We start from the raw sequence: 13091 nt of genomic DNA on the forward strand, positions 1-13091 counted from the left end.
AAGAGACTAAATCTATGATTTAGGATCTGAAACCATCTGGTGATGATGGCGTAGAGGAAACACTCCTTTCCATTCCGAACAGGAAAGTTAAGCTCTACAGCGCTAATGGTACTGCACGGGCAGCTGTGTGGGAGAGTAGGACGTCGCCAGGTTAATAAAAAAAGAGTCTAATTAAATTAGACTCTTTTTTTGAGTGCAAAAAAATGAAAAAATTTGAAACTTTAAGTATTACTTCACAGTCTAATTGCTGTAATATGCATATTAGTAAAATAATTTATTAAGATAAGGAGAATGTTATGGATGACGTAGCTACTATGAAAGTCAAAATATTAAATTTAAAAAAATCTAATCAAAAATCAATGGTAAAGAAGGATATAGTAAGAGATAGAAAATATTTAGGTGAACTAATAAAAAACAATAAGGTTTATCTATATAAAATTGCATATAGCTATGTGAAAAATCAAGATGATGCTTTAGAAATAATCCAAGAATGTAGCTATAAAGCTATGTTAAATATAGGTAAGCTTAAAGAAACTAATTATTTTAAAACTTGGATAACTAGAATACTTATAAATTGTAGTATTGATTTTTTAAAGGCTAAAAATAATCAAATATCATTTAATGATGAAATACGATTAGAGACTATAACTAAATCAATATCTATTGATGAGAAGTTAGATTTGTACAAAGCAATAGATTTATTAAATGACAAATATAAGACTGTGATTATATTAAAATATTTTAATGATATGACTATTGAAGATATATCAAAGATTATTGAGATACCTCAAAATACAGTTAAGACATACTTAAGAAGAGCAAAAAATAAGCTTGGTAATAGTTTAGAGGAGGATTATTTAAATGAGTAATAAACAATTTTCAGATATAGAAATCCCAGAAAATATTGATCTAATTATTAATAATGGTATAGAAAGAGCGGATAAAGAGATTAAATTAAAAAAATCTAATAAAAGAAAGTTTAATATAACTATTACTGCCGCTAGTATATTGTTCTTTTTCATTTTAGGGTTTGCAAATCCTGCTCTAGCAGCAAAAATCCCTATAGTAGGAAGTGTATTTGATAATATAGAAAAAAACATTTATTTCCCTGGCAATTACTCTGAATATGCTACAGCTGTTAATGAAACTGTTAGTAATAACGGAATAAGTATTACTTTATCTGATATTTTATGTGATGGTGAAGGTCTATATGTTACTTATGTAGTAGAAAGTGAAGAGCCTTTTAAATATACATCTTGGGGGGATGGACCATTAACTAGGAACCAGCTTTTAACTAGAGAAGCCTATAATAATGTAAGTTTTTCTAAAGATGAATTAGATAATAGTGGAATTGCAGGATTAGAAGGAAAATTTATAGATGATAATACCTTTATTGGTATGGAGCGATATTACCTAAAGTCCCTAAATACAGAAGTGCCAGATAATTTTGACTTTCAAACTAAGTTAACCTCTGTTCGCACAAAAGCGTTAGATGATAGTGAAAAGAATCAAACATTTAATGGAACATGGGCTTTTAAGGTACCTGTTAAAGTTGATAAAGCTATAAGTAAAAATATAGATATAGATTATACACAAGCTGGATTTTATTTAGATTCCATGAGTATTACACCTTTTAGAATTACAATAAATAGTAGGAATCCAGGGACTACACTATACTTTGTAAGGGTGTTTGATGATAAAAATAATCAACTTAAAATTGAGAGTAGTAGCGGTTTCGATGAAAATAAGCAAATTTCTTATTTTGAATCTATGGATAAGGATTCAAAATCTCTAAGGATTGAGATATATCATGATATATTAGAAAAGGGAAAAATTAACTATAATGAAGATGGAAGTACTAACACTGATTATAAAAAGGTAGGTCAAGAAATTTTACTGGAAAAAACTATAAATTTAGAATAAGTAAAATAATAGTGATATAAGTAATATTTTAAATTCGCAATTATAAATAACTCTAGTTTCTAGGGTTATTTTTTTGCTTTTAATTATTTAGACAACGTATACATAACTTTAAATTATGAAAGTTAGTATATTACTGAAGTAAACATAATAGATATAGAAGGAGAATTGATGAGAATTAGGAGGATTTGAAATGACACTAATAAGTAATAGTACAGATATATTGAGAGAAGAATATCTGAGTGATTTAGATATATACTTATTTCATCAAGGTAAAAACTATTATAGTTATAAGTTTATGGGATCTCATTATGTTTTTGAAAATGGAGTAGCAGGTATTAGATTTACAACATGGGCACCAAATGCAAGTAGTATTTATGTAATAGGAGATTTCTGTAACTTTGAGTCTCAAGAAAAATATAGTATGAGAAAAGTTACCAATATGGGATTGTGGAGTATTTTTATTCCCAAATTAACTACAAATATAAATTATAAATACTGCATAACTAATAAATGTGGAAGTAAAGCTATAAACAAGTCAGATCCTTATGCAGTTACATCAGAATTAAGGCCAAACACAGCATCAATAGTAACTAAATTTGAAGATTATATATGGAATGATAAAGACTGGATTAAGAAAAGAAATAAAACTAATATTTATGAAAGTCCTATAAATATATATGAAGTTCATTTAGGGTCATGGAAGACTAAAAATGGACAATATTTAACATATAAAGAGTTAGCAACGGAACTACCTGAGTATTTATATGAAATGGGATATACTCATATAGAATTAATGCCACTAATAGAATATCCATTAGATGCATCTTGGGGATATCAAGGGATAGGATATTATTCTGCAACAAGCAGATATGGAAAACTAGAAGAATTGAGGGAATTAATAGATGCATTACATCAAAAGGACATTGGAGTAATCCTAGATTGGGTACCAGGACATTTTTGTAAAGATGAGCATGGATTATATATGTTTGATGGAGGGCCTACTTATGAATATGAGGAAATATGGAAGGCTGATAATAAGGGGTGGGGAACATCTAATTTTGATTTAGGGAAACCGGAAGTTAAGAGTTTTCTAATATCAAATGCATTATTTTGGCTAAGAGAATTTCACATAGATGGACTTAGAGTTGATGCAGTTTCAAGCATGATTTATCTAAATTACGGAAGACCAGAAGGCGAGTGGATACCAAACGTTCATGGTGAAGATGGATGCTTAGAGGGAATTCAATTTTTAAAGGATTTAAATAAAGCTGTATTTCTAGAATATCCTAAGGTATTGATGATAGCCGAGGAGTCTACTTCTTGGCCAAATGTATGTAAGCCTATAGAAAATGGTGGATTAGGATTTAATTTTAAGTGGAATATGGGGTGGATGAACGATACATTAAAATATGTAGAGTTAGATACTATACACAGAAAATATCATCATAATAAATTAAATTTCTCCATGATGTATAATTACTCCGAAAATTTTATTTTACCAATATCACATGATGAAGTTGTACATGGTAAAAAATCTTTAATAGATAAAATGTGGGGCGATTATTGGAATAAATTTGCGGGGCTTAGGTGTTATGCAGCATATATGATTGGGCATCCAGGTAAGAAGTTATTATTTATGGGAGCAGAGTTTGGACAGTTTATTGAATGGCGAGAATATGAGCAGCTAGAGTGGAAGCTAATTAATAAATTTGATACACACAAAAAAACACAGGATTATTTTAAAAGTCTTAATCATTTTTATAAAGAGAACAAAGCACTATGGGAATTGGATTATGATACTGAGGGATTTACATGGATAGATGCAGATAATAAAGAGCAAAGTGTAATTAGTTTTATTAGAAAGGGTAGAAATAAAAAAGATACACTACTGTTTATATGTAATTTTACACCTCAAGTATATTATGACTTTAGAGTTGGGGTGCCATATATGGCTGACTATAAAGAAATATTTAATAGTGATAAGGTCGAGTACGGTGGTTCGAATCAAGTTATGGATGAAACTTTAGTAGCTGAAAAGAATGGATATCATAATCAGAAATATTCAATAAAGATTAAGGTTCCACCTATGGCAACAATAGTATTGAATATTAGTAAATTTAATAAAGATGAAGATTTAATAGAAATCAATATTTAATAGAGATAATATTTTGAAAAGTAAAAAATAAAAAGTAAAAAGTAAAATGTAAAATGTAAAAAGTAAAATTAGAAAATAAAGAGTTGGAGGATAATTATGATGAAGGTTTTATTGGTAGCACCAGAGGCACATCCGCTTATAAAGACAGGGGGACTTGGAGATGTTATGGGAGCTTTGCCCCAATCACTTATGGAGTTGGGAATAGATGCAAGAGTGGTAATTCCTAAATATAAGGATATAAAGGATGAATTTAAGGGAAAGTTGAAATTTCTCAAATGGTTTATGGTAAGAGTAGGCTGGAGAAATCAATATTGTGGAGTATATGAATATAAGAACAAAGGGGTAACCTATTATCTGTTAGACAATGAATATTATTTTGGAAGAGATGGATTATATGGTTATTATGATGATGGAGAAAAATTTGCATTTTTTGATAGAGCAGTGCTAGAATTTTTAAAGCAAATTAATTGGAAACCAGATGTATTACATTGTAATGATTGGCAAACAGGTATGGTGCCAGTCCTTCTTAAATTGGAATATATATATGATGATTTTTATAAGGATATGAAAACTGTATTTTCAATTCATAATTTATTCTTTCAAGGTGTTTTTTCACCAGAGATATTACCAGAGTTATTTGGATATGATGATGAAGCATTTAGAAATGGAAGTTTAGAATTAAATGGGGGGGTAAGTTTCTTAAAAGGTGGAATTAATTACTCTGACCAAGTAAGTACTGTAAGTGAAACTTATGCAAATGAAATACAAACGCCTGAATACGGAGAAACTTTAGATGGTTTATTAAGATGTAGAAGTTATGCACTTAAGGGAATTGTTAATGGTATAGATTATGAAGAGTATGACCCAGAAACAGATGGGTTTATAGCTGAAAATTATTCAAGTGATGATTTGAAAGCTAAAGAGGTTAATAAAGAGCAGCTACAGAAGGAACTAGGATTGACTGTTAATAAAGATATTCCAATGATAGGAATCATATCTAGATTAACTCATCAAAAAGGCTGTGATTTAATAATAAATATATTGGATAGAGTTCTTCAAAAAGATGTTCAAGTAGTAGTCCTTGGAACTGGAGATTATTTATATGAAGAGACCTTTAAAAATTTCCAATATAGGTATCCTAGGAAAGTATCAGCTAATATAATGTTTGATAATGGATTAGCTCATAAAATATATGCGGCCTCTGATATGTTCTTTATGCCTTCGCTTTTTGAACCTTGTGGACTTGGACAATTAATAGCTTTAAGATATGGAGCTGTTCCAATAGTTAGAGAGACTGGGGGATTAAAAGACACAATTTCACCTTATAATAAATACAATGGAATAGGGAATGGTTTTGGTTTCAGAAACTATAATTATAGTGAGTTAATGAATGCTATAGAACAAGCATTAGAAATCTATAACCATAAAGATATTTGGGAGACATTAGTGTTGCAAGCGATGAAATCAAATAATAGTTGGGAGAAATCAGCTAAAGAGTACAAAGCGTTGTATGGAGGATTAATAGTAAGATGATTATAATACAGCTATTAGGGAGGAGAGAATATGTTAGACATAAATAAAGATGAATTAAAAAAGGATTATGAAAAAAAATTCTTAGAGTTAAATGGTAAGGAATTAAGGGATGGGGCTGATCTCCAAAAGTATGAAGCACTAGGTATGCTAGTAAGAGATTATGTTATAAGAGCATGGATAAATACAAATAAGAAATATAAGAATTCAAGTGAAAAACAAGTCTATTACTTTTCTATGGAATTTTTACTAGGTAGATTACTGGGGGATGCGCTTTTAAACCTAGGGATAAGAGAAACTTGCAAGGAAGCTTTAGATGAACTAGGCATAGATTTATACAAGTTAGAAAATCTTGAACAAGACCAAGGTTTAGGAAATGGCGGGCTTGGAAGATTGGCAGCATGCTTTCTAGATTCTATGGCATCTTTAAATATTCCAGGACATGGATGCGGAATTAGATATAAGTATGGTTTCTTTGAACAAAAGATAATTGATGGGAAGCAAGTTGAGGTTTCAGATAATTGGCTTAGAGAAAGAAACGTTTGGGAAATGAAAAAGGCTGATAAATCAGAGATAGTTAAGTTTGGGGGAGAAATTAAAACAGAAACTATAAATGGGAAATTGATGTTTACCCATGTAAATTATGAACCTGTTTTAGCACTGCCTTATGATACTCCTGTTGTAGGTTATAAAAATGAAGTTGTTAATACGTTGAGGTTATGGAGTGCGGAGCCTGTATGTAATGAGTTTGATTTCTCATCTTTCAATAGAGGAGATTTTTTAAAGGCAATAGAGTACAAAAACTCAGTAGAATCCATATCATTAGTATTATATCCTGAGGATTCATTTTATGAAGGAAAGAAATTAAGGTTAAAACAAGAATATTTCTTTGTTTCAGCAGGTCTTCAAAGTATTGTAAGGGATTATAAAAAACATGGAGGAAATATTTTAGAATTAGAAGAAAAAATAGCTATTCATATTAATGATACTCATCCAACACTGGCAATTCCAGAATTAATGAGAATATTAATGGATGATGAGAGGTTAGATTGGGAAACAGCATGGAGACTTACTGAAAATATAGTTTCATATACAAATCATACTATATTAGCAGAGGCTTTAGAGAAATGGCCAGTAGAAATGTTTAAAAAGTTGTTACCAAGAATTTATATGATAGTAGAGGAAATAAATGAGAGGTTTTGCAAGGAACTTTGGAATAAATATATTGGACAATGGGATAAAATTTCGAGGATGTCTATTATCGGAGATGGATATATTAGAATGGCTAATCTTGCAATAGTAGCTAGTCATAGTGTTAATGGAGTTGCAAAATTGCATACAGAAATATTAAAGAAGAAAGAAATGGCAGATTTCTATTATTTATATCCTAAAAAGTTTAATAATAAAACAAATGGAATTACTCATAGAAGATGGTTATTAAAATGTAATCCAGAATTGACTAATCTATTAACAGAAACTATAGGAGAAAGTTTTATTAAACATCCAACAGATTTAGAGAATTTTGAAAAATATTTAGATGATACGAATATAAGAGAAAAATTAGCCCAAATAAAATTGAATAATAAAAATAAGTTAGCTACTGAAATTTATAATACTAAAGGAATTATAGTAGATCCAAACTCTATATTTGATGTGCAAGTTAAAAGAATACATGCATATAAAAGGCAAACTTTAAACTGTTTAAGAATAATGGAGTTATATAATAGGCTAATTGAAAATCCAAATTTAGATATAGTACCAAGAACATTTATATTTGCAGGAAAAGCAGCTCCTGGATATTATTTAGCGAAAAACACAATTGAATTAATAAGTAGTATTGCTCATAAGGTTAATAATGATCCTAGAGTAAAAGATAAAATAAAAGTTGTTATGATGGATAATTATAGAGTGTCGCTTGCAGAAAAAATAATACCAGCAACAGATTTAAGTGAACAAATATCAACAACTACCAAAGAAGCATCAGGAACTTCTAATATGAAATTTATGATGAATGGAGCTGTAACTATAGCAACTTTAGATGGTGCAAATATAGAAATTAAGGATGAAGTTAAAGAGGACAATATAGTTATATTTGGATTAGATGCAGAAGAGGTTTTAAATTATTATAAAAATGGCGGATATTCTTCTTGGGATGTGTGTAACAATGATTTAAGGTTAATGAAGTTAACTACAGAGTTAATTGATGGAACTTATAATGTGGATAGAAGAAGGTTTAAGTGTATCCATGAGAATTTATTAGATTATAATGATGAGTTCTTTGTACTAAAAGATTTTGATGAATATTTAAAGGCACAAGATAGAGTTGATAAACTATATAGAGATAGTAGTAATTGGCAAAGAATGTGTGGAGTTAATATAGCTCATTCAGGAATATTTTCATCAGATAGAACTATAAAGGAATATGCTACAGGTATTTGGGGATCTGAGGTTCTATATAAGAATTTATAAGTAGGGAGGAAATTTTCCATGGAGGATATAAGAGCTTTTCATAATTCTCACAAATTAGAGTATAGAAATCCATTTGGTGCAGTAAAAGTAGGAACGACTATTAAAATATCTATTGAATTAAATAAAGAAGCTACAGTATATATCCATACTACTAGCTTTAAGGGACGTGAACAGGAAATATCAATGGATTATGTATTTAAAAATCAAGATGGAAGTTTCCTATATACAGGAATTATAGATACCAGCAATTCATTAGGATTATTAAATTATTATTTCAAAATAATATATAACAATGATGTTGTATATTATGGTAATAATAATGATATATTAGGTGGCATTGGTCAAAGGTATGACTATAGACCTAAGTTATATCAAATAACGGTTTATAATGAAAGACCAGTGCCGGATTGGTATAAAGAAGGGATAATATATCAAATATTTGTAGATAGATTTTTAAATGGAAATGAAAAAGGAGAAATTAGTTCTCCTAAAAAAAATAGCTTCATATATGCTACATGGGAAGATGAACCTATGTATATTAAAAATGAAAAAGGAAATATAGCAAGATGGGACTTTTATGGAGGAAACTTAAAAGGTGTAAAAGAAAAGTTGGAATATATTAAATCTTTAGGCGCATCTATTATATATATGAATCCCATTTTTGAGGCTGTTAGTTGCCATAAATATGATACAGGTGATTATAAAAAAATAGATGGAATGTTTGGAACTGAGGAAGATTTCAAAGCACTGTGTGAAGAGGCTAAAAAGTTAGGTATAAGAATTATTTTAGATGGGGTATTTAGTCATACTGGGTCAGATAGTAAGTATTTTAATAAATTGGGAACCTATAAAAATCAAGGTGCATATCAATCTAAAGAATCAAAATACTACAATTGGTACAGGTTTAATAAGCATCCTAATGAATATGAGTGTTGGTGGGGATTTGATAATCAACCAAATATAAACGAGCTAAATGAAGATTATGTGAATTATATAATAAAAGATGAGGACTCAGTTATAGCTAAATGGATGAAGCTTGGAGCAAGTGGCTGGAGATTAGATGTAGCTGATGAGCTACCAGATAAATTTATACAAATGATAAAAGAAAAAATGCTAGAAATTGATGAAGAGAGTGTATTAATAGGAGAGGTTTGGGAAGATGCTTCAAATAAAATAAGCTACTCAGATAGACGGGAATATTTTTTTGGTAAGGAGTTAGATTCTGTTACAAATTATCCTTTTAGAGATATAGTTATTGGGCTTATTGAAGGTAATATAAGTTCAGATTTATTTATAAAGAAGTTAATGAGCCTGTTAGAGAATTATCCAATTGAAAATTTTTATAGTTCTATGAATCTTTTAGGAAATCATGATACAGAGCGTATATTTACTAAACTGAGTGAAAACATGGAATTGCTAAAATTAGCTATAGTTATACAAATGACAATTCCAGGAGTTCCGTTAATATATTATGGAGATGAAGTAGGATTATTAGGGGGAAGAGATCCTCAAAATAGAAGACCTTACCCATGGAATAAACAAAATAAAGAAATATTAAATTGGTATAAGGTATTAGGGAATATTAGAAGTAATGAGGTGAGCTTAAAAAAAGGTAGCTTTAAGCCTATAAGTATTTCCTCCGAAGTATTAGCTTATGAACGTGAATATAAAAGTGAAAAAATACTTGTATTAGTTAACACAACAAATAGGGAGTTAGAATGTAAATTTAAAGGTTGTGGTAAAACTTTAATAGGCTTGATAGATAAAACAGAAGGTTACGAGGAGATTGATGGAGAGATTAATATAAAGATGTGTAATCATGGTGTTAAAATTATTAAGTTAATATAAGTTATTTATTTGAATGTCCCTAAAAGCTCTGTAGGAAATTTTCCTTCAGAGCTTATTATATTTTTTAATATAATAAATAGCATAAACAAAGTTACATAAGCATAGATATAGATAAGGCAATGGAAATGGAATCAAATGGATAGCATACAAATGTAGGTGAAGAGGGGGATAAATATAAAATGAGTAAAAAGGAAATAGTTGCGATGATTTTAGCTGGAGGACAGGGGTCTAGATTGGGCGTATTAACTAAAAAGCTTGCAAAACCAGCAGTGCCATTCGGAGGGAAATATAGGATAATAGACTTTCCGCTTAGTAATTGCTCTAATTCAGGGATATATACAGTTGGGGTATTAACTCAGTACAAGCCATTAGAATTAAATGAGCATATAGGAATAGGAGCTCCTTGGGATTTAGATAGGAGAGATGGAGGAGTAAGTATATTATCACCTTATCAAGAAGAAAAGGGTGGGAAATGGTATAAAGGTACAGCTAATGCTATTTATCAAAATACAGAATATATAGATACATATGATCCTGAATATGTATTAATTTTATCTGGAGACCATATTTATAAAATGGATTATGATAAGATGCTAAAGTTCCATAAGGAAAAAGAAGCAGATGCAACAATTGCAGTAATAGACGTACCAATGAATGAAGCTAGTAGATTTGGAATTATGAATACAAGAGAAGACTTATCTATATATGAATTTGAAGAGAAACCAAAACATCCCAAAAGTACAAATGCATCTATGGGAGTTTATATATTTAATTGGAAAGTGTTGAAGAAAGCTCTAAAAGAAGATGAATTAGATAAAATGTCTAGCAATGATTTCGGGAAAAATATAATACCTAAAATGTTAGGTAATAACAGAAGATTAGTAGCATATCCATTTGAAGGGTATTGGAAGGATGTTGGAACTATAGATAGTTTATGGGAGGCAAATATGGATTTGTTGAAAAATGAGAATACACTAAGTTTGTATGATGATGAGTGGAAAATATACTCTGTTGATAAAGTAAGGCCAGCTCAGTATATAGGAAGTAAGGCAAAAGTTAAGAATTCATTAGTGGTAGAGGGGTGCACAGTACACGGAACAGTTGAAAATTCAGTTTTATTTCAAGGTGTATATATAGGAAAGAATACAATTATTAGAGATTCGGTTATAATGCCAAATGCAAAAGTTGGAGATAATGTAGTTATTGAAAAATCAATAGTTGGAACTGGAGCAATAATAAGAAAAGACTGTAGAATAGGTAATGGGGAAAATATAGCAGTTATAGCATCGAAGGAAGATGTAAAGAGTGGAACGGTATTAAAACCAGTAGAAGCACTATAGATGGAGGCGATTTTATGAAAAACTGTTTGGGGATAATAAATTTAGATGAAAATGAAAGTAGAATGGGTGAGCTAATTAGATATAGGACATTAGCATCGGTACCTATTGCAGCAAGATATAGGATAATAGATTTTGTTTTATCAAATATGACTAATTCAGGGATAGAAGGAATAGGTATATTTACAAAAAATAAATCACGGTCATTAATAGATCATTTAACAAATGGTAGGCCATGGGATCTTCATAGAAAAAAGGATGGTCTTAGAGTATTTAATTTTGGGGAAGAGGATCCAGTACATGATGACGTTCATAATTTTTCAGATAATATAGAATTTGTAAAGTTTAGTAGAAGGGAATATATATTACTAGCTCCCTCATATATGATATGTAATATAGACTATAACAAAGTATTGGAACATCATATAAAAGAAGATAATGATATTACAGTAGTTTATAAAAGTACTTTCAATGCAGATAAGAAATTTATAGACTGTGAAGTCTTAAATATAAATGATAATGGTAAAGTTATAAGTATCGGTGAAAATATAGGTAGAGAACAAAAAGCTAATATTAATATGGAAATGTATATTATGAGAGCAGACCTATTTGTAGATATTGTACATGAAAGTATTAAACATGGTATGTATAGAAAAATAAAGCAATTCATAAATAGAAATTTAGGAGAATTAAAAGTAGGTGCTTTTAAATTTAATGGATATGTAGCTTGTATCAATTCAATTGATGCATATTTTAATAGCAATATGGATTTACTTAATGAAAAGATAAATAAGGAATTATTTTATGCGGATAAACCTATCTATACAAAATCTAGAGATGAAGCTCCAACGCAATATACAGGAACAAGTGATGTAAGTAATTGCATTATAGCTAATGGTTCATATATAGAAGGAACCGTAAAGAACTGTATAATATCAAGAAGAGTTCATATTGGGGCAGATGCAGTTTTGGAAAACTGCGTTATAATGCAAAATAGTATAATTGGAACAGGGTCACGCATGAATAAGGTTATTGTAGATAAAGGAACTGTAGTTAAAGAAAATGAAAGTATAAGAGGTACAAAACAATATCCTGTTACAATACAAAAAAGAAGAATGCCTTAATAGAATATTATAGATACAGTTAAAACTGTATTTAAGAAAAAAGAACTGTGCAAAAGCAAAGTTCTTTTTTTGTATATAAAAGGTCAAATAATAATGATTGAATTGTTTTAATATATAGAAAATTCATTAAATAAGCGTGTATTTAACTGGTTTTAGGGAGGGTATTAAGCTGAATAAGTATAAGAAGAAGGGATTGTTGCCTGGTGTATCAGTAATAGTATTTAAGAGTATTATTGATGAATATAAAGTAATAATGATGTGAGGTTATGTAAAGAGAATATAAAGGCGAAATACTATAAAAATATATGTTAATATAATCAAGTCGCAAGGGACAAACAAAGAAAAAACAACATAACAAATAGTTGTTGACAGAGTTTAGAAGCAGTGATAAGATAAAGAAGTCGCAAATGACGAACTAAGAAAAACAGCTTGAAAGAAAGGTGTTGACAAGGTTTAGATGCGGTGGTAAACTAAGAAAGTCGCTTAAGGGTGACTGGAGAAAATGGTCTTTGAAAATTGAACAGATAAATAAAGTTAAGTAATAATAACCAGCAATTCTTTTTGAGAGTCAGCGAATAAAAGGAAACTTAGCTCGAAAGAGATAAGGAGTACTACAAGATTAAACTTTTTAGTGAGAGTTTGATCCTGGCTCAGGACGAACGCTGGCGGCGTGCCTAACACATGCAAGTCGAGCGAGAGGAGTTC

8 protein-coding genes and 2 rRNA genes are annotated in these 13091 nt (G+C 29.8%); all 10 read left to right on the plus strand.

Features of this window, described 5'->3' with window-relative positions:
* The first annotated feature begins 35 nt into the window (after positions 1 to 35).
* Positions 36 to 152: ribosomal RNA gene (rrf, locus tag BLS77_RS18835) — 5S ribosomal RNA — on the plus strand.
* A 144-nt stretch (positions 153 to 296) separates the two neighbouring features.
* On the plus strand, positions 297 to 869 hold the full coding sequence (locus tag BLS77_RS18840) for a sigma-70 family RNA polymerase sigma factor (RefSeq protein ID WP_089973633.1): 573 nt from the start codon (positions 297 to 299) through the stop codon (positions 867 to 869).
* Complete coding sequence (locus tag BLS77_RS18845; protein ID WP_089973635.1) at positions 862 to 1923, plus strand: DUF4179 domain-containing protein; 1062 nt, start codon at positions 862 to 864, stop codon at positions 1921 to 1923. The genes BLS77_RS18840 and BLS77_RS18845 overlap by 8 nt, the downstream gene beginning before the upstream one ends.
* A gap of 190 nt (positions 1924 to 2113) precedes the next feature.
* On the plus strand, positions 2114 to 4078 hold the full coding sequence (glgB, locus tag BLS77_RS18850; RefSeq protein ID WP_089973637.1) for a 1,4-alpha-glucan branching protein GlgB: 1965 nt from the start codon (positions 2114 to 2116) through the stop codon (positions 4076 to 4078).
* 99 nt (positions 4079 to 4177) lie between these two features.
* Positions 4178 to 5611, plus strand: a complete 1434-nt coding sequence (gene glgA, locus BLS77_RS18855; RefSeq protein ID WP_089973648.1) for a glycogen synthase GlgA — start codon at positions 4178 to 4180, stop codon at positions 5609 to 5611.
* 30 nt (positions 5612 to 5641) lie between these two features.
* The gene (locus BLS77_RS18860) at positions 5642 to 8077 is read left to right on the plus strand and encodes a glycogen/starch/alpha-glucan phosphorylase (RefSeq protein WP_089973639.1); all 2436 of its coding nucleotides are present in this window, start codon (positions 5642 to 5644) and stop codon (positions 8075 to 8077) included.
* An 18-nt stretch (positions 8078 to 8095) separates the two neighbouring features.
* Positions 8096 to 9925, plus strand: coding sequence for a glycoside hydrolase family 13 protein (locus BLS77_RS18865; protein WP_089973642.1), 1830 nt, complete (start codon positions 8096 to 8098; stop codon positions 9923 to 9925).
* 179 nt (positions 9926 to 10104) lie between these two features.
* Entirely contained in the window at positions 10105 to 11265 is a 1161-nt protein-coding gene (locus BLS77_RS18870; RefSeq protein WP_089973644.1) for a glucose-1-phosphate adenylyltransferase, read from the plus strand.
* Between the two features lie 14 nt (positions 11266 to 11279).
* Complete coding sequence (glgD, locus tag BLS77_RS18875) at positions 11280 to 12386, plus strand: glucose-1-phosphate adenylyltransferase subunit GlgD (RefSeq protein WP_089973646.1); 1107 nt, start codon at positions 11280 to 11282, stop codon at positions 12384 to 12386.
* A 627-nt stretch (positions 12387 to 13013) separates the two neighbouring features.
* Positions 13014 to 13091 (plus strand): 16S ribosomal RNA (locus BLS77_RS18880); the annotation flags it as partial.

The sequence above is a fragment of the Clostridium gasigenes genome (assembly GCF_900104115.1).
Lineage (GTDB): Bacteria > Bacillota > Clostridia > Clostridiales > Clostridiaceae > Clostridium > Clostridium gasigenes.

What these genes read in the sequence shown, in the direction of transcription:
- glgB (WP_089973637.1), top strand. Translation starts at nt 2,114, where the DNA reads ATGACACTAATAAGTAATAGTACAGATATATTGAGAGAAGAATATCTG.
- glgD (WP_089973646.1), top strand. Translation starts at nt 11,280, where the DNA reads ATGAAAAACTGTTTGGGGATAATAAATTTAGATGAAAATGAAAGTAGA.
- BLS77_RS18845 (WP_089973635.1), top strand. Translation starts at nt 862, where the DNA reads ATGAGTAATAAACAATTTTCAGATATAGAAATCCCAGAAAATATTGAT.
- glgA (WP_089973648.1), top strand. Translation starts at nt 4,178, where the DNA reads ATGAAGGTTTTATTGGTAGCACCAGAGGCACATCCGCTTATAAAGACA.
- BLS77_RS18865 (WP_089973642.1), top strand. Translation starts at nt 8,096, where the DNA reads ATGGAGGATATAAGAGCTTTTCATAATTCTCACAAATTAGAGTATAGA.
- BLS77_RS18860 (WP_089973639.1), top strand. Translation starts at nt 5,642, where the DNA reads ATGTTAGACATAAATAAAGATGAATTAAAAAAGGATTATGAAAAAAAA.
- BLS77_RS18870 (WP_089973644.1), top strand. Translation starts at nt 10,105, where the DNA reads ATGAGTAAAAAGGAAATAGTTGCGATGATTTTAGCTGGAGGACAGGGG.
- BLS77_RS18840 (WP_089973633.1), top strand. Translation starts at nt 297, where the DNA reads ATGGATGACGTAGCTACTATGAAAGTCAAAATATTAAATTTAAAAAAA.